Genomic DNA, 20,316 nt, shown 5'->3' on the forward strand with positions numbered 1-20,316 from the left:
GCTGCCGAGCTTCGGCTCCTCCTAGTCTCCGGGCGCCCCACAGTACGGGTCACCTGGCCGGACATCAGACCCGGTCGAGCCACCAACCCCGCACCATGCCGGGCGGCCGACCGGGTTCGATGTAGTGCTCGGTGCCGAACACGAACGGAAACACCTCGGCGGGTAGGGCCAGGAGTTGACGTACGTCGCTCTGGCTGGCGTGACAGGCGAGCGCTTCGCGTTTGGCTGTGACGTCGTCGCCGAGGTCGACAGCCCAGTGCAGTTCGGCCTCGGGCGTTCCAATCGGATTGCCGTCGTCCCCGGCGGTGTCCGGGTTCAATTCGCTGGGATCCATCCCGGTGGTCATGCCCATCTCAGTCGCGAGAACGACCAAATGCCGCATCAGGTCACGATTCATCGTGACCTCCAGATACCGAGGGGTCTTGTGTGCGAGCTCTGTCGCGGCTCGGGTGGTGCGGTGCAGCATGACGTGATCGGGATGGCCATAGCCGCCGTGCCAGTCGTAGCCGACGACGACGTCGGCGTCCTCCTCGTCGAGAATGTCGGCGAGACGACGAGCCGCTTCGTCGAGGGGTGCTCGCGAGAAGACGCCGTCGGCGTCGTTCTGTGCCCAGCCGGTCATTCCTGAGTCGCCGTACCCAAGCCACGCCACGCGTGCGGTGCCGGTGATCGCCGCCGAGGCCTCCGCCTCGCCGCGTCGTCTGCTCACCACCGTTTCGCCGGGCGCCAGATCGTCGGGGACGTCGCCGGGATCGCCGTCGGTGCAGTAGACGACGACTACTCTGTGGCCCTCACGCGCTGCTCGGATCATGCTTCCCGCAGTGGCGGTGCCCTCATCGTCGGGGTGGGCGTGGACGAAGACGAGTGTGCTCACGCCCTCCAGCATCTCAGGTCGTGTGTCTGGATGCTGCAGTGATCCACGCTCGCGCATCCCCTGATCGGTGGATGACCGCTCATCCATCGGATCAACCGCACAGCGGATGGGGGACAGGGGATTTCGGCAGCAGACTCAATGGTGTTCAAGGAAACAGCATCGGTCGCGGGACCGAGATTCGAGGAAGTCACCATGTTCACCACCGCTCAAGACCGCATCAACACCACCGCTGGCACCGTGGCTCCGACGAACCCCATCCGCCGCCGGAAGCTGGTGGTGGGAATCGTCGCAGGCCTGGCCCTCGTCATCGCCGTCATCGCCGGAGCGCTGATGGTCGGCCACGGAGGTTCGACGCACGCCGCCACCGCGCCGTACAGCGCATCCTCATCGACGAGTGGCGGATCGTCCCAGCCGTCCAACGGCACGGGTACGGTCTCGCCTGCTGTGCCGTCGACTCCGACGAATAATGTCTCGCCTGCTGTGCCGTCGACTCCGACGAATAACGTCTCGCCTGCTGTGCCGTCGACTCCGACGAATAATGTCTCGCCTGCTGTGCCGTCGACTCCGACGAATAATGTCTCGCCTGCTGTGCCGTCGACTCCGACGAATAATGTCTCGCCTGCTGTGCCGTCGACTCCGACGAACAATGTCTCGCCTGCTCAGCCGTCGACCCCGACGACTGCAAGCGGCTCGTCGGCGACGATCACTTCGGCAGCCTGAGCGACTCGAGCGCACGAGGGCCGTGACCACTGTGGTCGCGGCCCTCGTTCTGTTCGCCGTCGTGTTTTGCTGTCGGGTTGCCGGTGATCACCCCTGCAGCCGGCAGCATGGGCAGTAGGCTCATCGACATCGAGACGACGTTGTGGGCGCAGGCGAAGGCACTGCGATGACGGCCTGGTTCCATCATTCGATCGTTGAGCCGGGCCGTCTTCCGCTGTTCCTATTCCTCATCGCGTTCATCGTGACCTTCGTGTTCATCAGGATCAGCGTGCGGTTGATCCGTGCCGAAGTGAGTTGGTGGCCCGGCAATGTCGCCCCGGGTGGCCTCCATCTGCACCACGAGTTCTTCGGCGTGATCGTCATGGTGTTGTCAGGTTTCGGCCTGATCGCTGTGGCGCGCTTCGACACCCCGATCGCCGACTGCGTGCTGGCCGCAGTATTCGGGGTGGGGTGCGCTCTCGTCCTCGACGAGTTCGCACTCATCCTGCATCTGCGAGACGTCTACTGGGAGAAGGAGGGCAGGGCGTCGGTCGACGCCGTGTTCGTCGCCATCGCGATCGGGGCGCTGTTTCTGATGGGGTTCCGCCCACTCGATCTCACCTCGGCCGCAGACGAATTCAGAGACGATCCCAACGTTGCGGCACGGATCGTGGTGGTCGCGGGTATCGCGGTGAACGTTGTCCTGGCGGCCATCACGCTCGCAAAGGGCAAGCTGTGGACCGGTCTGGTCGGGATGTTCATCCCGGTTCTCCTGGTGGTAGGCGCCATTCGAATCGCACGACCTTCCTCCCCGTGGGCCCGGTGGTTCTACGGGACTCGAGAGGGTAAGTACGACAAGGCGGTACGTCGTGAACAGCGACTTCGTGAACCGCTGATTCGATGGAAGATCGTCGTGCAGGAGGCGCTCGCGGGCAGATTCGGCGTGCCCGACCGGCCGCCGGACGTGCTGACCGAAGGCATCGGCACGGAATCGCCTGTGACCACACCTGCAGAGGTCACCGTCCCCAGCAGGGTTGCGACAGCGGTGCGGTGGCGACGGACACGGCGTCGACTGCGGGTCGTTCCCACCTGGCGGCTTCCCGTCGTACTCGTGGTGTGCGCGATCGTCGCGGCGGTGCTGTGCATCACGATCGACGAGAATCTCGGCCTCGATGTCGACTCGGGAACACTGGCGACCGTGCTGGGCGTGATCGCTGGTGCCACGGCCACTCTCACCGGTCTGGTGTTCACCGCGGTGACGCTCGCGATGCAATTCGGTGCGTCGCAGATCTCGGTACGTGTCATCCCCATGCTGCAACGCGAACCGGTGATGCGCTGGTCCATCGGGTTCTTTCTCGCGACATTCGTGTTCAGCGTGATCGTCGCGATGGATCTCGCACTGTCGGGCCCCGACGACGGGACTCCCGGCGCGTCGACCGCGATCGCTGCCTTCTTGACCGTGGTCTCTGCGATCCTCTTCATCGCGCTGATCGCCAAGGTCGGTTCGGTTCTCAACGTCGCACAGTTGATGAGATGGATTGCGGCTGACGGCTGGGCCTCGATTCGACGCCTCTATCCGGCGACACACGCCCGGGTGGCGACAGCGCGGACGACGCGCGACAGGACCTTCGACGACGAACCGAGGCACGTCATCACGCTGCGCGAGTTCGGGTCCAGAGGCCGAGTCCTTCTCGCAGTCAACGTGCCAATGCTCGAACGCTACGCCGCGACGTGGGGCGTGCGGTTCGATCTGCTCGTGATGGTCGGCGACAACGTGCCGCACAACGTCGGCGTGATCGCGGTGGTGGGGCAACCACGCGGCGGTCCGGTCGCTGAATACAAAGTGTTGCGGTGCCTGCTGTTCGGCGATCTGCATCAGCCGTCGGTGAGTCCGGTCGCCGCGCTGCAGGCCATCTCGGATATCGCGCTGAAGGCCATCTCCACTGCGGGCAACGATCCGAGCACCGTCGTCCTGGCTCTCGACCACATCGAGGACCTGCTGTTGATGCTCGCGCCGCGCGTCCACGCAGACGCGATCACGCGGTCGAATGCGGTGCGTGGCTACCGGCGCACCTGGGCGGATTACGTCGCGATCGGCACGGACGAGATCCGCCGACACAGTCACGGGCAGGCACAGGTCCACCGTCGGCTGCGGGCACTGTTCGTCACCGTGGCCCGACAGTGCTCTGCTGATCAGCAGCCGCCCATCGCCGCGCGGCTCGAGGCGCTCGATGAGCAGGTCGGCCACGAGTGGCCGATCGCGTTGGACCGCCGTCTGGCATCGGAATCGGACCGACAGGGCTACGGGTCGGAGCGCGGCTCGACGCTCGAGTGAGCGCACGTACCGCGACCTACGCGTTGGTTGCCGGTACCTCGGCGATCGCGGCGGTGCCACCACCGGGACGTCGGGTGACCGTCAAGGAGCCGCCCTGCTGTTCGAGGCGCACACGCCGCGACACCAGCCCGATGTGTCCCTCGGCGACTCTGCGGTCGAGCGTTGCGTCGTCGACGCCGCGCCCGTCGTCGACGACGACGACCCTGGCCATCCCGTCGTCGAATTCGACGGACAGCTCGACGTTGCGCGCGTCGGCGTGCTTGACCACGTTTGTGAGCAACTCGCGTGCGGTGGCGAACAGCATCGGGTCCGACGTGGTGCGCAGGTCCGCGGGCCAGCCCACTGTGTCGACCGAGATACGCAGCGCCGTGCGGCGTTCGACCGCCGCCGCGAGGTCGGTGATCGCGGCGGCGAGCCCCGCTTGTTCGAGTACGGCGGGGTGCAGTTCGCCGAGGGTCGAGCGCAGTAGTCGCGACGCTTCTCGGAGCGCGTCGTCAGCTCTGTCGAGTGCGTCGGGGTCGCTACCGTTGCGCACCGAGTCGAGCTCCTGTCGTGCTCCGAGCACGTACTGCAGCGCGCCGTCGTGGAGATGCTCTGCCAGTTCTCGACGCTCTCGCTCCTCGATGCGGACTGTGTCGTCGAGCAGCCGAGCACGTTGTGCCGCAAGTGTTCCGATGGTCGAGACCCTCGATCGCTGAACCGTCGAGAGCATCACCGCACCCAGACCGAGAGTCGCGACGACCAATGTGCGCATCGCGATCAGAGACCACGGCTCCCCGTTGGGGACACGGGCCAGTGCGCTCGCGACGAAGTAGACGACGACGGTCGGGATGACAACCAGCGCACAGATTTTCGGCCGCAATTGGGTCGCGGCGATCATCGGCACGACGACGAACCCGTTGACGAGGACGTCAGAGGTCCAACTCGTCTGGTCGGAGCGGCTCGCGACGACGGCGAGGACCACCAGCACAGCGAGATCGACGAAGAGCGCGAGCCACGCGAACCGGATCATCCTGATCCGGATGCGCGAGACCGCGACGAGTCCGACCGCGCACCAGATCGCATAGAGCACGGCGACGACGATGCAGAACGCGGCTCCGTCGGCGGGCGGGTCGAGCAACACCGTTGCGAGCACGAACACCGCGAGCAGCATGCGCAGCACCACCTGCACGCGAATGCCGCGCAGTGCGTGGTCGACGAGTATCTCGGAGATGTCGGGCTCGTCGACCAACTCGGTCAGGTGCAGGAGCGGGCCCGCGGTCGTCGTCCCACGTGTGCCCCGCATGATCATTCGAGCAGGCCGCGACGCATCGCCTCGGCGACGGCAGCGGCGCGGTCAGACACCCCGAGCTTCTCGTAGAGGTGCTGCGCATGTGTCTTGACCGTGGACGCGCCGATGAAGAGTTCCCCCGCAAGCTGCGGAATAGACAAACCGCGCGCGAAGCCCTCGAGTACCTGCCGCTCGCGCTCACTCAGGGCTGGTCCGTCTCCCCGGGCGTGTGCCCTGATCTCACCGACGAGTCCCGCTGCCAGCTCGGCGGGGACCACCGTCTCGCCCTTGGCGACGCGTGTGACGGCTCCGACGATCTCGTCGCGTCCCGACTCCTTGCTCAGATATCCCGCAGCACCCTTCTCCAGTGCGGCGAAGACGATCGGGGCGTCGGTGACTGCGGACAGCAGCAGGACGCGCGTCGGCAGCCCGTCACGGGTGACGGCATGCGCGACGTCGACTCCGGTCAGCCCCGGCATCTGATAGTCGACGACCGCGACGTCGGGTTGCTCATCGCGGATCAGCTCGAGCCCCGTGGTGCCGTCACCCGCCTCGCCGACCACACGGACGCGCCCGCTCTGGGTGAGTCCGCGGGATATGCCGTCACGAAAGAACGGGTGATCATCGACGACCACGGCCGTCACCAGCGATTCCACCGGCCCAGAATAGGCGCCCGTCGTCGCTACGAGTCTGCGATACCCATATCGGCCGGAGAACTCGCATTTGTCGCGCGTACCCTGCACATTCAGCAGCAATGTGGTAGCCGGATTTCGATACTGGGTACCCCCCGTGAGAAAATATCTGACAATGCTCATGAAGCAGTGGGGTGTCAGCGCGATCGCAGGGTCGGCGCACCCCCGCCAGCAACGGCGCTGGCACGAGGCAGCCGCCGAGCGATCACAGGATCAGCCCAGGTCAGCCCACGATGAGGGTCGATTCTGTTGGTTCGGGCGAGCTGCTGTCCACGACGAATACGGGTGACAGCTCTGCGCAATGTCGCGCACCTAGTGAGGCGAATACATGAAGCACGCTCCGGGCCCCGTCGGGCTCTATGACCCGGCCAACGAGCACGATTCGTGCGGTGTCGCGTTTGTCGTCGACATGCACGGTCGGCGCAGCCGCGACATCGTCGACAAGGCCATCACCGCGCTGATCAACCTCGAGCATCGCGGTGCCGCGGGTGCCGAGCCGAACACCGGCGACGGTGCGGGCATCATGATCCAGGTTCCCGACCGCTTCCTGCGCGAGGTCGTCGACTTCGAGCTACCCGAGGAGGGTAGCTACGCGACGGGTATCGCCTTCCTGCCGCAGGGTTCGCACGATGCGGCGACCGCAGCCGAGGGCGTCGAGAAGATCATCGAGTCCGAGGGTCTGTCCGTGCTCGGGTGGCGCGAGGTGCCGACCAACGAGAACGGCCTCGGAGCGCTCGCGCGCGACGCGATGCCGACCTTCCGTCAGGTGTTCCTCGGTGGCGCGTCGGGCATGGAACTCGAGCGCAAGGCGTTCGTCGTGCGCAAGCGTGTGCAGCACGAACTCGGCAACAAGGGTGCGGGCGCCGACGGCCCCGGCCGCGAGACCGTCTACTTCCCGAGCCTGTCGGGCACCACATTCGTCTACAAGGGCATGCTGACCACCCCGCAGCTGCGCGAGTTCTACCTCGACTTGCAGGACTCCCGTGTGGAGAGCGCTCTTGGCCTCGTGCACTCGCGTTTCTCGACCAACACCTTCCCGTCGTGGCCGCTGGCACACCCGTTCCGCCGCGTCGCGCACAACGGCGAGATCAACACCGTCACCGGCAACGAGAACTGGATGCGCGCCCGTGAGGCACTGATCGACACGTCGCTGTTCGGCGACGGGGCGGCGCAGAAGATCTTCCCGGTGTGCACGCCGGGCGCGTCGGATACCGCACGCTTCGACGAAGTACTCGAGATGCTGCACCTCGGCGGCCGCAGCCTGCCGCACGCCGTGCTGATGATGATCCCGGAGGCCTGGGAACGTCAGGAAGCAATGAAACCCGAGCACCGTGCGTTCTACGAGTATCACGCGGCGCTCATGGAGCCGTGGGACGGACCGGCGTCGGTGTGCTTCACCGATGGCACCGTCGTGGGTGCGGTGCTCGACCGAAACGGCCTGCGTCCCAGCCGCATCTGGGTCACCAAGGACGGCCTCGTCGTGATGGCGTCGGAGGTCGGTGTCCTCGACATCGACCAGGCCGACGTGGTCCAGAAGATGCGGCTGCAGCCGGGCCGCATGTTCCTCGTCGACACCGCGGCGGGCCGCATCGTCGACGACGAGGAGATCAAGGACGAACTCGCCGCCGAGCACCCGTATGCGGAGTGGCTCGAGAAGGGTCTCGTCCACATCGACAAGGTCAAGGCGCTGCCGCACGAGCACATGTCCCATCACCGGGTCACGTTGCGCCAGCTGGTCTTCGGTTACACCACCGAGGAGCTCAACCTCCTGGTGGCGCCGATGGCGAAGACCGGCGCGGAAGCGATCGGCTCGATGGGCACCGATACGCCGATCGCCGTGTTGTCGGCCCGGCCGCGCATGCTGTTCGACTACTTCCAGCAGCTCTTCGCGCAGGTGACCAACCCGCCGCTCGACGCGATCCGCGAGGAGATCGTCACCAGCATCGGCGGAACCATCGGCTCCGAGGCCGACCTGCTGCACCCCGGACCGGAATCGTGCCGCCAGATCGCGCTCTCCTCACCGGTGCTCGACAACGACACGCTGGCCAAGCTCGTACGGATCAACGACGACGAGTCGCTGCCGGACTTCCGCAGCATCCAGATCCACGGCCTCTATCCGGTCGCCGACGGTGGTGCCGGCCTACGCAAGGCGCTCGACGAGATCCGCGCCAAGGTCAGTGCTGCCATCGACGACGGCGTGTCGCTCGTCGTGCTCAGCGACCGTGAATCCGACGAGACCCTTGCGCCGATTCCGTCGTTGCTCCTGACCGCGGCGGTGCACCATCACCTCGTCCGTGAGCGCAAGCGCACGCGCGTCGGCCTGATCATCGAGTCGGGCGATTGCCGCGAGGTACACCATGTGGCCACGCTGGTGGGATTCGGTGCCGCAGCCGTCAATCCGTACATGGCCTTCGAGTCGATCGAGGACATGGTCGAGCGCGGCATGCTCGGCGACATCGACTTCGAGACCGCGCGCAAGAATTACATCAAGGCCGCCGGCAAGGGTGTGCTCAAGGTGATGAGCAAGATGGGCATCTCCACCGTCGCCTCGTACACCGGCGCACAGCTCTTCCAGGTCATCGGCCTCGACCAGGCGTGCGTCGACGAATACTTCAGCGGTATGAACAGCCAGCTCGGCGGTGTCGGGCTCGACGAGATCGCGGCGGATGTGGCCGCCCGACATGCGTTGGCGTTCAACGAGCGTCCCTCGGAACGCGCACATCGTGAGCTGCCGGTGGGTGGCGAATACCAGTGGCGTCGCGAGGGTGAGTACCACCTGTTCAACCCCGACACGGTCTTCAAGCTCCAGCACTCCACGCGCACCGGGCAATACAAGGTGTTCAAGGAGTACACCAAGATGGTCGACGACCAGTCGGCCCGAATGGCAACTCTGCGTGGGCTGTTCGACTTCAACTTCGGCGACCGCGACCCGATTCCGATCGACAAGGTCGAGCCCGCGAGCGAGATCGTCAAGCGCTTCTCGACCGGTGCGATGAGTTTCGGCTCGATCTCGGCCGAGGCGCACGAAACACTGGCCATCGCCATGAACCGCCTCGGCGGACGCTCGAATTCCGGTGAGGGCGGCGAGGATCCGCGTCGTTTCCATCACGACGAGAACGGTGACTGGCGACGGAGCGCGATCAAGCAGGTCGCGTCGGGACGCTTCGGCGTCACCTCGCACTACCTGAGCAACTGCACCGACATCCAGATCAAGATGGCGCAGGGTGCCAAACCCGGTGAGGGCGGCCAGCTTCCGCCGCACAAGGTCTACCCGTGGGTGGCCGAGGTGCGTGGTTCGACGCCCGGCGTCGGCCTCATCTCGCCGCCGCCGCACCACGACATCTATTCGATCGAGGATCTCGCGCAGCTGATCCACGACCTGAAGAACGCCAATCCGCAGGCGCGCATACACGTCAAGCTCGTCAGCGAACTCGGTGTGGGCACGGTTGCCGCGGGTGTGTCGAAGGCACACGCCGATGTCGTGCTGATCTCCGGACACGACGGTGGTACCGGTGCATCGCCGCTCACGTCGCTGAAGCACGCAGGTGCGCCGTGGGAGATCGGGTTGGCCGAGACGCAGCAGACGCTGCTGCTCAACGGACTTCGCGACCGCATCTCTGTCCAGGTCGACGGCCAGCTCAAGACCGGCCGCGATGTGGTGATCGGTGCGCTCCTCGGTGCCGAGGAGTTCGGTTTCGCCACCGCGCCCCTGGTCGTGTCGGGCTGTGTGATGATGCGCGTCTGTCATCTCGACACCTGCCCCGTGGGCGTCGCCACGCAGAATCCTTTGCTGCGTGAGCGTTTCACCGGCAAGCCGGAATTCGTCGAGAACTTCTTCATGTTCATCGCCGAGGAGGTACGCGAACTCCTGGCACGGCTGGGCTTCCGCACCCTGCAGGAGGCCGTCGGACACGTCGATGCACTCGACACCACCAAGGCATTGGCCCACTGGAAGTCGTCGAAAGCGGGCAAGCTCGACCTGTCGCCGATCCTGTCGACGCCTGAGTCGCCGTTCATGAACCAGGACCTCTACTGCTCCGGCGTGCAGGATCACGGACTTGAGAAGGCGCTCGACCAGCAACTCATCGCGCAGAGCCGTGAGGCCATCGACCACGGCACCAGGGTGTCGTTCACGTCGAAGATCACCAACGTGAACCGCACCGTCGGCACGATGCTGGGCCACGAGGTCACCAAGACCCGTGGTGCACAGGGGCTTCCCGAGGGGACGATCATCATCGACTTCACCGGGTCGGCGGGCAACAGCTTCGGTGCATTCGTACCCAAGGGCATCACGCTGCGTCTCGAGGGCGACGCCAACGACTTCGTCGGTAAGGGACTCTCGGGCGGGCGCATCGTGGTGCGGCCGCCGTCGAATGCCGCCGACGGGTTCGTCGCAGAGGACAACATCATCGCGGGCAACGTGATCGGCTTCGGCGCGACCAAGGGAAAGATCTTCCTGCGAGGCGTCGTAGGTGAGCGTTTCTGCGTCCGTAACTCCGGCGCCACCGCGGTGGTGGAAGGCGTGGGCGACCACGGTTGTGAGTACATGACCGGCGGACGAGTGGTGGTCCTCGGCGAGACCGGGCGTAACTTCGCGGCCGGCATGTCGGGCGGTATCGCCTACGTGTACGACCCGGAGAACAATCTGCCGAGCAACCTGAACCCGGAACTCGTCGACCTCGAGCCGCTCGACGACGACGACATCGAGTTCCTGTCCGGCATCATCGGCGAGCACCGGGGCGAGACCGCATCTCCGGTCGCCGCCGCGATCCTCGACGACTGGGCGAACACCCAGCGGGCTTTCGCCAAGGTCATGCCGCGCGACTTCAAGCGCGTGCTGGCCGCGATCGACACCGCGGAGAAGACCGGACGAGACGTGAACGAAGCGATCATGGAGGCCGCACGTGGCTGACCCCAGAGGATTCCTCAAGCACACCGAGCGCGAACTGCCCGAGCGGCGTCCCGTCGACCTGCGGCTGCTCGACTGGAAAGAGGTCTACACAGACTTTGACAAAGCGGATCTGCAGACACAGGCGAGCCGCTGCATGGACTGCGGTATCCCGTTCTGCCACAACGGTTGTCCACTGGGTAACTTGATCCCTGAGTGGAACGACCTGGTCTACCGGGATCAGTGGAAAGAGGGCATCGAACGCCTGCACGCGACCAACAACTTCCCGGAGTTCACCGGTCGTCTGTGCCCTGCGCCGTGCGAGGCGTCGTGCGTCCTCGGCATCAACCAGCCTGCGGTGACCATCAAGCAGGTCGAGGTGGAGCTGATCGACAACGCCTTCGACAGCGGCTGGGTCCAGCCGGTTCTGCCGAGCGAGCGGACCGGCAAGTCGGTCGCGGTCGTCGGATCGGGGCCTGCGGGACTCGCTGCGGCGCAACAGCTGACGCGTGCCGGTCACACGGTGTACGTCTACGAGCGCAGCGATCGCATCGGTGGCCTGCTGCGCTACGGCATCCCCGAGTTCAAGATGGAGAAGCGCCACATCGACCGTCGTCTCGAGCAGATGAAGGCCGAGGGAACCGTCTTCAGGACCGGCGTGAACGTCGGCGTCGACATCTCCGTCGCTCAGCTGCGTGCGGACTTCGACGCTGTTGTCCTCGCCATGGGTTCGACCATTGGTCGCGATCTCCCGATTCCCGGTCGCGAACTCGACGGCGTCCACCAGGCGATGGAGTTCCTGCCGCAGGCCAACCGTGTCCAGCTCGGCGACACCGTCGACAACCAGATCACTGCTCGCGGCAAGAAGGTCGTCATCATCGGTGGCGGCGACACCGGCGCCGACTGCCTGGGCACCTCACTGCGTCAGGGCGCGGAGATCGTGCATCAGTTCGAGATCATGCCGAAGCCACCGACCGAGCGTGCGGAGTCGACCCCGTGGCCGACGTACCCGCTGATGTACCGGGTCTCGTCGGCCCACGAAGAGGGCGGCGAGCGTGTCTTCTCGGTCAACACCGAGCAGTTCGTCGGCGAGAACGGCAAGGTCACCGCGCTCAAGGCGCACGAGGTCGTCATGCGCGACGGTCGATTCGAGAAGGTCGAGGGCAGCGACTTCGACCTCGAGTGTGACCTGGTGCTGCTCGCGATGGGCTTCGTCGGCCCCGAGCGCGCCGATCTGCTCGACAAGCTCGGCGTCGAGTACGACCAGCGCGGCAACATCAAGCGCGACGACGACTTCGCGGCCGTCGGCCAGGAGGGCGTGTTCGTCGCGGGCGATGCCGGTCGCGGTCAGTCGCTGATCGTGTGGGCGATTGCCGAGGGCCGCTCTGCTGCTGCGGCCGCCGACCGCTACCTCGCGGGAGCGTCGGATCTGCCTGCCCCGATCGTGCCCACGCAGGTCGCGCAACGCTGAGCCGACCATCGGCACAATCAGTTCCACAAGCCCCGCTCACCGGTACGCATTCGACCGGCGGGCGGGGCTTGTTCGCTGGCCGTGGGCTCAGAGCTTCTCGAGGACGCTCGTCATCTTCTCGGGGACCGAGTCGGCGAGCTTGCCGAAGATGAAGCCGAACAGTGGGTCACCGATGAGCTTGAAGCGGTGGAACTCGACCAGCGCACGGTAGGTGACGCTCGTCGTTCCATCGCCTCGATCGGTGAACGAAAGGTCGTCGGACGTCGTTGCAGTCTTGTTCGACCCGGAGAACACGATGTGGTTGGGATCGTCGCGGGTGAGCTCGTAGGTGAGTTCGGTCGAGATCCCGTACAGCTTGGACTTGTTGTGCCAGCGGGTGCCGAGTGCGATGGGTCCGTCGTCTTCCTGCGTGCACTCGACGGTCCCCGGGTCCCATTGCTCGGCGTGGGCGAAGTCGCGCAGGTAGGCGACGATCACCTCTCGTGGTTGTCGGACGGTGAAGGTGCGTGAGACGTCGACCACCGTGGTCTCCTCATGTGTTGGACAGCTCTGTTGCTCATGTGCTGGACAGCGCTGCTGCCGTGACGAACGTTCTCTAAGAGTTCGGTGAAGTGACGCTGACGGATGGGTCGAGGCCTGCCTACACTCACTGGGTCGGTAGGCGGCGGGTTCGTCGCGAACGGTCGTGGAGGGTGGGTCCGTGCGCAGGCTTTTCGGAATGACGGTGGCGGCGGTGCTGGCCGCGTGTGGGATCGGTGTCGCGGCAGCGCCGTCGGCATCGGCGGCGCCGGGAGCGTGCCCCAAGGTGTACGTGCTCGCGATCCCGGGCACATGGTCGGAGGGGCCGGGGCTTCTCGGTGCCGTGACGTCGGGACTCGGGCCGGACGTCAAGGTCTCCTACGTCGGCTACGACGCCACGGCGTTCCCGTGGGAGAGCGCCGTGTACGGGAAGTCGAAAGCCCAGGCCGTCGCGAACACCAAGGGTCTTGCGTCGACGATGCTCAAGCGCTGCCCAGGCACCAAGATCGCGCTCACCGGCTACAGCCAGGGCGCCGACGCCGCGGGCGACGTTGCGTCCGAGATCGGTACCGGTAGGGAGAAGATCCGTCCGCAGCAGGTCGCGGGCGTGGTGCTGATCGCCGACCCACGCCGGTCGTCGAAGGACAACCTGGTGGGTCCGCCGCTGACGGGTCAGGGCAGTGGTGGGCCGCGACTGAACGGCATGGGATATGTGCTTCCGCGCGCATTCACCATCTGTGCGCCCAAGGACCTCTACTGCAACGTGCCTCGCGAGTACTACGTGACACGCGTGATCGGATATCTCGCGGAGACCAGCGATCCCACGCCGAGCCAGGTCGGCCAGTACCAGGCTGAAGCGGGTGCGATCGTCAACGAAATGCTGACCAGGGGCGGGCCGGGCAACGTCGTCATGGAGCTCAGCAACGCCAGAGCGCGACAGCAGATCATCGAGTTCAACCGATTCCTACAGTCGGGCTCTCACGGCGACTACGGGAGCTTCCAGGTCAAACCGGGAGTGACAGCTGTGGCGTGGGCGCATCAATTCCTTGCCGGGTTGGGCTGAGTAGCGCGTCGGTCGCTGGTTGGTAACGAACCGTGTGTGACGATCGATACGTAAGGGTGAGTTGCGCCGAGGAACTCGGCAATACAAGATAGTAAAGATTGAATCCGTTCTGACGCAGGAAACGTATCGTCATGAAGCTGGCAGCAACGTTCCAGACACCCCGTCGACACTCGATGCTGAGTGCCATCACCGGCGGCCGGTTCGGCCGTCACCGCGTGGCGCATCGGTTCCCCGCCGAGGCCGAGCGCCTCATCACGCCCGCGGAACTCAAGCGATTGACCGCCTGATCTCCGTGGCTCGACGGCTCGTCACCCGAGGGTGACCCGCGCCGACGTGCCGCCCAGCGAGATCACATCGCCGACGGCCAGTTGTCTGCCGCGACGCGTCTCGACATCCCCGTTGACCGTGACCATGCCGTCGGCGATCACTTCCTTGGCCTCGGCGCCGGACTCGATCAGGTTGGCCAGCTTCAAGAACTGGCCGAGTCTGATCCCGTCGCTGCGCACCGGGACATCGAATGCGTCGTCCATGCGTCGAAGATACTGCGTGGCGGCCGGACTCCACGCACCGTCGAACCTCCGGTGATCTACCTTTGATCCATGGCGGTCGAGACCCCATCCCAGACACCCCGAAGCGCTCCGACGCACCCCGACACCGCAGCGCAGCGGGTGGAGCGGGCAGATGCGGACCGGAGGTCGGCCGACCTCCTCGAGCGAATCCGGCACCCGCGCGGGTTCGGTAGCCACGCACCACGGATCGCCGGACTCGTGGTCGGCATCATGGCGACGATCGCGCTGCTGTCGAGCATCTTCCCGTTCTTCCGTCACTGGATCCACGTGCCGCGCGATTATGTCGACGACTTCATCATCTCGATGCCGGACACCAGCTTCGCGTGGTCGTTCGTCCTCGCCCTGGTCGCCATCGCGCTGACAGCACGTAAACGCATCGCATGGTGGATCTGCGTGATCTACCTGCTGCTGTTCATGGCGGGAAACGCGTTGTTGCTGTGGCAGCCGGTCGCTGACGACTTCGACGTCGACGACACCGAGCGCATGAACATCGTGATCGGCCTGGGGATCGACCTGATCGCGCTGGTCTTCCTGCTCGTGACCTACCGGCAGTTCTACACGCGGGTTCGGCGCGCGGCCCTACTGCGCGCTCTCGTGGTTCTGGTGGTCGGATTGGCGATAGCGACGGCGGTCGGGTTCGCACTCGTCTGGCTGTTCCCCGGAAGCCTGGAGCGATCCGAGCGGCTGCCCTACGCGTTCAACCGGGTGGTCGCGTTCGCGGCAATCGACCAGCGAACCTTCGACGGCCACCACACGTATCCGCCGGTCAACGGCGCGCTCGGACTGTTCGGTGCGCTCGCGCTCATCGTCGCGGCGTCTGTTCTGTTCCGCTCGCAACGCCTGAAGTCGTTGATGACGGCCACGGACGAGCGCCTGATCCGCGCACTGATCGCACGATTCAACGACGACGATTCGTTGGCGTACTTCTCGACGCGCCGCGACAAAGCGGTGGTGTTCTCTCGTGATGGCCGAGCCGCGATCACCTACCGCGTCGAACTCGGGGTCGGTCTCGCAGGTGGCGACCCGATCGGCCACCCCGACTCGTGGCCGGACGCGATAGCCGAGTTCCTGGTGCTGTGCGAGCGCTACGGGTGGCATCCGGCGGCGATGGGGTCGAGTGAGCGTGGGGCGGCGGCCTTCGAGGCTGCGGGCTTCACGTCGCTCAACATCGGCGACGAAGCGATCCTGCACACACGCCAGTTCACGCTGAGCGGCCCGACGATGAAGAGCGTGCGGCAGGCGGTGACCCGCACCCGTCGTGCCGGCGTGACCACGCGAATCCGCAGACACGCCGACATCCCGCCCGCCGAGATGGCGCAGGTGATCGCACGGGCCGACGCGTGGCGCGACACCGAGGAGGAGCGTGGCTTCGCGATGGCGTTGTCGCGGCTGGGTGATCCCGCCGACGGTGATTGCCTGCTGGTCGAGGCGGTGCTCGACGAGGGCGGACCAGACGAGAAGGTCGTCGGGATGCTGTCGTTCGTGCCCTGGGGCCGACGCGGTGTCTCGCTCGACCTGATGCGCCGCGACCGCAGCGGGATCAACGGCGTGGTCGAGACCATGGTGACCGACCTCTGCCGCGACTCCGAGAACTTCGGCATCACCGAGATCTCCCTGAACTTCGCGACCTTCCGTGCGGTGTTCGAGAAGGGACAGGAGATCGGAGCCGGGCCGGTCATGCGTGCCAGCTACGCGGTGTTGATGTTCGGCTCCAAGTTCTTTCAGATGGAGTCGTTGTACCGGTCCAACGCCAAGTACCTACCCGACTGGCAGCCCAGGTTCCTGTGCTTCGAGGACAACCGCATGATCGCCCGGGCCGGACTCGCAGCCGTCGTCACGGAGGGGTTCGTCAGGCTTCCACGGATCGGCCGGAAGGAACAGTACGCAGCAGGGCAGTCGTCGGTACCCGCGGGAATCGACGTCGACGCGCTGATCGCAGAGCTCGACGCCGAGGCGGCGGCGCAGAACTCCGTCGCCGCGCATCGCCCCGAGCAGGTCAGGGTGCGACTTGCCAAGCTGGACACCATGATCGACGAGGGCGTCGATCCGTACCCGCCCGCAGACCCGCCGTCACACACCATCGCGCAGGCCCTCGAGGTGGCTGCGGGGACGCCGGTGTCGGTGGCGGGACGCATCACTCGTCTGCGTGACTTCGGCAAGGTCGTGTTCGCGGATATCCACGACTGGTCGGGACAGGTACAGATCCTCGTCGAGACCTCCCGGCTCGACGCCGGATCACGGGACTTCGCCGCAGACGTCGACCTCGGTGACCTCGTGGAGGTGCACGGCGAGATGGGCACCAGCCGCACGGGCGAGCTGTCCGTGCTGGTTGACCGATGGGCGATGATCGGCAAGTCGTTGCGCCCGCTGCCGGACAAATGGGCGGGCCTGACCGATCCGGAAGCCCGTGTGCGGCAACGATATGTCGACCTCGCAATCAACCCGCGGTCGCGCGAGCTGCTGGCGACGCGCAGCGTCGTCGTCAAGGCGCTGCGCGACTTCCTCTCCGCACGCGGTTATCTCGAGGTGGAGACGCCGATCCTCCAACGCATCCACGGTGGCGCGAATGCGACTCCGTTCACCACGCACATCAACGCCTACAACCTGGACCTCTATCTGCGTATCGCGCCCGAGCTGTACCTCAAGAGGCTGTGCGTCGGCGGGATGGAGAAGGTCTTCGAGATCGGACGGAACTTCCGCAACGAGGGAGTCGACTTCAGTCACAACCCGGAGTTCACGAGCCTCGAAGCCTATGAGGCGCACAGTGATTACCTGAAGATGCTCGACCTCACGCGCGAGATGATCCAGTACGCCGCCACCGCCGCATACGGCGAACCGGTCATCATCCGCTACGACGAGGACGGCACCGAGCAGCGGATCGACATCTCAGGACGCTGGCCGGTGAAAACCGTGTACGGGGTGGTGTCCGAAGGTGCAGGGGAGCAGATCACCCCCGAGACCACGGTGGATCAGCTACGGGACGTCTGCCACCGGCTCGGCATCGCCATCCGCCCCGATTGGGACGCTGGTGCCATTGTGCAGGAACTCTACGAGCATCTTGGCGAGGATCGCACCACGTTTCCCACGTTCTACAAGGATTTCCCGACGTCGGTGTCGCCGTTGACGCGCGCGCATCGGAGTGAACGAGGGGTTGCCGAGCGCTGGGACCTCGTCGCATGGGGCGTCGAGCTGGGCACCGCCTACACCGAGCTGACCGATCCCGTCGAGCAACGTAAAAGGCTTACCGCGCAGTCGATCCTGGCCGCTGACGGGGATCCGGAGGCCATGGAGCTCGACGAGGACTTCCTGCAGGCGCTCGAGTACGCGATGCCGCCGACGGGCGGACTCGGTGTCGGGGTCGACCGCGTGGTCATGCTGATCACCGGACAGTCGATTCGCGAATCGTTGGCCTTCCCGCTGGCCAAGCCGCAGGAGAACTAGCTGTGCAGGGCGGTCAGGGTGAGGTTGATCGGCCGCCACCAGGGCGGTTCGTGAACGTCGAGGGCCAGCGCGTCCACGTCGTCGACGAAGGGTCGGGCACACCGCTGCTGTTGATGGCGGCGATGGGCAGCAACTGGTTCGATCTCGATCATCTCGCGGTCCGACTCGTCGAACGCGGCTGGCGGGTGATCCGCTTCGACCGGCCGGGATACGGCCTGTCGGAGCCGCTACCTCGAGGTCGCGTCCTGACGCTGCGGCTCGAGGTGTCGTGGATGGTCGGGGTGCTCGACGAACTCGGCGTCGTCGAGCCGGTCACCGTCGTCGGACATTCGGTTGCCACCCTCTATGTGGAGGCCTTTGCGCGTCTACACCCGGCACGCACCGCAGGTATCGCAATGCTCGACGGGTCGTATGTGCTCTTACCCTGGCGGCTCCTGCCGCTCGGGGCGCGAATCGACAACGCGCACAGGGCTGTCGGTGCAGGTCGTGCGATCACCAAGCGTCTCCGCCTCCCGCGGCGCGGATTCTCACGTATGCGCACCGTGGTGCTCCCGACGCCGCCGGAGGGCTTCTACGACCACGAACATTACTGGGCTGGAAGGTTTTTCGGCGGTTGGCCGATGCTGTTGGCCACGATGGTCGAGAACGCGGCGTTCCCGACGCTCAACGCCTCGCTGCGTCGAATGCGTAAACACAGTCCGATGCCCGACGTTCCGGACGTCGTCGTCGCCGCATTGTCGGGGCCGAAGCCGTGGCGCAGTTTCTGGTTGTGGAAACAGTCACGCTATGCCCGCATGCTCGGCGGTCGACTGGTGCCGGTGGCTGCAAGCCACTTCGTGGTGCTGGAGATACCGGACGAGATCGCCGACGTGATCGACGATCTCGGTGCTGCGGAGCGCGAAGCGACGCCGAGACATTCACCTGACTGACGGCTCTCCGGTGGTCGAAGAGTTCGATCGCTAGGGTATCCGCATGACATCGGCGGGACCGTTCTGGTCGAGATCCTGGTTCACCTCGCTGATCACAGCGGTCACGTTTGTCGGATTGGTCGCTTTTCACGTCTGGTGGTGGATGGGCCATGGAAAGCCAGTGGCGTGGATACTCCTACTCGGCACGCCCTTTCTCGCATTCCTGCCTGCCGGGGTGATCGCCAAGCTGTCGCAACGTCGATGGGCGCGTGAATGGGCGCAGGCCAACGGATTCGCGTACTTTCCGGAAACGAATTGGCCGGTTCCGACATGGGATTTCCCGCCCTTCTCGACGGGACGCGCACGTGCCAAGCGTGTCCGCGACGGGATGAGCGGAATGGTGGGCACCCATCCGGCCACCTTCTTTCGATACACCTGGATCAACAACAACCGAGTGCAGATCACGACGCATCAGCGCAGCGTGTTCGTGCTGCGGCTACCGACGGCTCTTCCGCGGTTGACCCTCGGAACCACCATGGACCTGTCGACCGGGAAACGCGTCGAGTTCGAGTCCGAGGATTTCAACAGCAGGTTCTTCGTCCACTCGACCGACCCCGGCTTCGCGCATGCGGTGTTCACGCCCAGGACGATCGACGCCTTGATGTCGTTGCGCAAGGCGCGTGGTGCGCTGCTGGTGACCAAGATCGAGATCGCGGGCAGTGAGCTTGTCGCGACCTCGACGATGGCCAGCAGACCGGAGGCAATCACCGCAGTATTCGAGGTGATGCGCATCATCGCCGACGGTATTCCGCGCTACCTGTGGATTGATCGAGGCCAGAACGAAGGGGCGTGGCAGTGAGTACGTGGGTCATCATCGTGGTGGTCGTCGTGGCGGTGCTCGTCATGATCACCTGGTATTTCTCTTCTTTCAACAGCTTTGTGCGCCTGCGTAATCTGGTCGACGAGTCGTGGCGACAGGTCGACGTGGAACTGCAGCGGCGGCACGACCTGGTGCCGAACCTGGTAGCGACCGTGTCTGCGTCGGCTGCTTTCGAACAGACGACTCTCGAATCGGTCACGAGTGCGCGCGCCGCGGCGTTGAATCTCGGTCAGGGCGCCGACGTCGCCGCGATCGCGTCCGCCGAGAATCTGTTGTCGGCCGCGCTGTCGCGACTGCAGGCGTTGACCGAGCAGTATCCGCAACTCCAGGCGGTTCGTGGCTACGACGCACTGCGCCGAGAACTCGAGGACACGGAGGACCGGATCGCTGCGGCGCGTCGGCTCTACAACGGCAACGTGCGTGCGCTGAACACGCGGATCGAGTCGATGCCCGCGTCGCTGGTTGCCTCGGTGCATCACGTACCGCGCGCCGAGTACTTCGAGATCAGCGAGCCCGCACGGCGCGCCGTCGACGTCGCGGGTCTGCTGAACCCGGACGGCGACCAGGGCCGTTGACACCGGGTCGCCGCATCGGATCAACGACGAGGTAACAGCGACGAGGTAGCTGTCCGCCCGTGCCGGTGTGGGTAAGGGTCGTTTTCGCTACCCGCCGGTAACCGCAGGTACCCATGACTGTGCGTCACACCT

The 20,316-nt window shown here is 65.5% G+C and carries 16 protein-coding genes; 9 read left to right on the forward strand and 7 right to left on the reverse strand.

Features of this window, described 5'->3' with window-relative positions:
- Positions 1-64: 64 nt before the first annotated feature.
- The 3 genes from GOOTI_RS18125 to GOOTI_RS26210 all read right to left on the reverse strand — a co-directional run bounded on the left by GOOTI_RS18125 (position 65) and on the right by GOOTI_RS26210 (position 1,724).
- A complete protein-coding gene (locus GOOTI_RS18125; RefSeq protein ID WP_039994325.1) occupies positions 65-874 on the reverse strand; it encodes a PIG-L deacetylase family protein in 810 nt (269 codons plus the stop codon).
- A 206-nt stretch (positions 875-1,080) separates the two neighbouring features.
- Positions 1,081-1,521: a hypothetical protein gene (locus GOOTI_RS26205; RefSeq protein WP_007240069.1), complete on the reverse strand. Its 441-nt coding sequence runs from the start codon at positions 1,519-1,521 to the stop codon at positions 1,081-1,083.
- Between the two features lie 56 nt (positions 1,522-1,577).
- Complete coding sequence (locus GOOTI_RS26210) at positions 1,578-1,724, reverse strand: hypothetical protein (RefSeq protein WP_169315827.1); 147 nt, start codon at positions 1,722-1,724, stop codon at positions 1,578-1,580.
- A gap of 36 nt (positions 1,725-1,760) precedes the next feature.
- On the opposite strand from GOOTI_RS26210, the gene GOOTI_RS18140 reads away from it, so the two are divergent.
- Entirely contained in the window at positions 1,761-3,908 is a 2,148-nt protein-coding gene (locus tag GOOTI_RS18140) for a DUF2254 family protein (protein WP_007240070.1), read from the forward strand.
- Positions 3,909-3,924: 16 nt separating this feature from the next.
- On the opposite strand, the gene GOOTI_RS18145 is transcribed toward GOOTI_RS18140, so the two are convergent.
- Complete coding sequence (locus GOOTI_RS18145; RefSeq protein ID WP_007240071.1) at positions 3,925-5,199, reverse strand: sensor histidine kinase; 1,275 nt, start codon at positions 5,197-5,199, stop codon at positions 3,925-3,927.
- On the reverse strand, positions 5,196-5,834 hold the full coding sequence (locus GOOTI_RS18150) for a response regulator (protein ID WP_039994316.1): 639 nt from the start codon (positions 5,832-5,834) through the stop codon (positions 5,196-5,198). Before GOOTI_RS18150 ends, GOOTI_RS18145 begins: the two co-directional genes overlap by 4 nt.
- Before the next feature lie 364 nt (positions 5,835-6,198).
- Here GOOTI_RS18150 and gltB point away from each other — a divergent pair, with 364 nt between their 5' ends.
- Both gltB and GOOTI_RS18160 read left to right on the forward strand, forming a co-directional pair.
- The gene (gene gltB, locus GOOTI_RS18155) at positions 6,199-10,782 is read left to right on the forward strand and encodes a glutamate synthase large subunit (RefSeq protein WP_007240073.1); all 4,584 of its coding nucleotides are present in this window, start codon (positions 6,199-6,201) and stop codon (positions 10,780-10,782) included.
- Positions 10,775-12,229 (forward strand): glutamate synthase subunit beta, encoded by a 1,455-nt coding sequence (locus GOOTI_RS18160; protein ID WP_007240074.1) that lies wholly within the window; start codon positions 10,775-10,777, stop codon positions 12,227-12,229. Before gltB ends, GOOTI_RS18160 begins: the two co-directional genes overlap by 8 nt.
- An 87-nt stretch (positions 12,230-12,316) precedes the next feature.
- Here GOOTI_RS18160 and GOOTI_RS18165 read toward each other — a convergent pair whose 3' ends face one another.
- Complete coding sequence (locus GOOTI_RS18165; RefSeq protein WP_007240075.1) at positions 12,317-12,751, reverse strand: SRPBCC family protein; 435 nt, start codon at positions 12,749-12,751, stop codon at positions 12,317-12,319.
- A gap of 196 nt (positions 12,752-12,947) precedes the next feature.
- Here GOOTI_RS18165 and GOOTI_RS18170 point away from each other — a divergent pair, with 196 nt between their 5' ends.
- Positions 12,948-13,811 carry a cutinase family protein gene (locus GOOTI_RS18170; protein WP_051998011.1) on the forward strand — a complete coding sequence of 288 codons (864 nt, stop codon included), beginning with the start codon at positions 12,948-12,950 and terminating at the stop codon, positions 13,809-13,811.
- A gap of 131 nt (positions 13,812-13,942) precedes the next feature.
- Complete coding sequence (locus GOOTI_RS26215; protein ID WP_007240077.1) at positions 13,943-14,098, forward strand: hypothetical protein; 156 nt, start codon at positions 13,943-13,945, stop codon at positions 14,096-14,098.
- Between the two features lie 21 nt (positions 14,099-14,119).
- On the opposite strand, the gene GOOTI_RS18175 is transcribed toward GOOTI_RS26215, so the two are convergent.
- Entirely contained in the window at positions 14,120-14,341 is a 222-nt protein-coding gene (locus GOOTI_RS18175; RefSeq protein WP_007240078.1) for an RNA-binding S4 domain-containing protein, read from the reverse strand.
- A 69-nt stretch (positions 14,342-14,410) separates the two neighbouring features.
- On the opposite strand from GOOTI_RS18175, the gene lysX reads away from it, so the two are divergent.
- The 4 genes from lysX to GOOTI_RS18195 are packed head-to-tail and all read left to right on the forward strand — an operon-like array spanning position 14,411 to position 20,184.
- Entirely contained in the window at positions 14,411-17,821 is a 3,411-nt protein-coding gene (gene lysX, locus GOOTI_RS18180; RefSeq protein ID WP_039994317.1) for a bifunctional lysylphosphatidylglycerol synthetase/lysine--tRNA ligase LysX, read from the forward strand.
- A 2-nt stretch (positions 17,822-17,823) separates the two neighbouring features.
- Positions 17,824-18,750, forward strand: a complete 927-nt coding sequence (locus tag GOOTI_RS18185) for an alpha/beta fold hydrolase (protein WP_007240080.1) — start codon at positions 17,824-17,826, stop codon at positions 18,748-18,750.
- Between the two features lie 43 nt (positions 18,751-18,793).
- Entirely contained in the window at positions 18,794-19,588 is a 795-nt protein-coding gene (locus GOOTI_RS18190) for a DUF3137 domain-containing protein (protein ID WP_007240081.1), read from the forward strand.
- A 44-nt stretch (positions 19,589-19,632) separates the two neighbouring features.
- A complete protein-coding gene (locus GOOTI_RS18195) occupies positions 19,633-20,184 on the forward strand; it encodes a LemA family protein (RefSeq protein ID WP_373279034.1) in 552 nt (183 codons plus the stop codon).
- Positions 20,185-20,316: the final 132 nt, after the last annotated feature.

Origin of the sequence: Gordonia otitidis NBRC 100426, assembly GCF_000248075.1 — a bacterium.
GTDB lineage: Bacteria > Actinomycetota > Actinomycetes > Mycobacteriales > Mycobacteriaceae > Gordonia > Gordonia otitidis.

Coding starts and splice junctions, on each gene's coding strand:
- GOOTI_RS26210 (WP_169315827.1), bottom strand. CDS start 1,724: ATGTCGATGAGCCTACTGCCCATGCTGCCGGCTGCAGGGGTGATCACC.
- GOOTI_RS18140 (WP_007240070.1), top strand. CDS start 1,761: ATGACGGCCTGGTTCCATCATTCGATCGTTGAGCCGGGCCGTCTTCCG.
- GOOTI_RS18145 (WP_007240071.1), bottom strand. CDS start 5,199: ATGATCATGCGGGGCACACGTGGGACGACGACCGCGGGCCCGCTCCTG.
- gltB (WP_007240073.1), top strand. CDS start 6,199: ATGAAGCACGCTCCGGGCCCCGTCGGGCTCTATGACCCGGCCAACGAG.
- GOOTI_RS18170 (WP_051998011.1), top strand. CDS start 12,948: ATGACGGTGGCGGCGGTGCTGGCCGCGTGTGGGATCGGTGTCGCGGCA.
- GOOTI_RS26215 (WP_007240077.1), top strand. CDS start 13,943: ATGAAGCTGGCAGCAACGTTCCAGACACCCCGTCGACACTCGATGCTG.
- GOOTI_RS18175 (WP_007240078.1), bottom strand. CDS start 14,341: ATGGACGACGCATTCGATGTCCCGGTGCGCAGCGACGGGATCAGACTC.
- lysX (WP_039994317.1), top strand. CDS start 14,411: ATGGCGGTCGAGACCCCATCCCAGACACCCCGAAGCGCTCCGACGCAC.
- GOOTI_RS18190 (WP_007240081.1), top strand. CDS start 18,794: ATGACATCGGCGGGACCGTTCTGGTCGAGATCCTGGTTCACCTCGCTG.
- GOOTI_RS18195 (WP_373279034.1), top strand. CDS start 19,633: ATGATCACCTGGTATTTCTCTTCTTTCAACAGCTTTGTGCGCCTGCGT.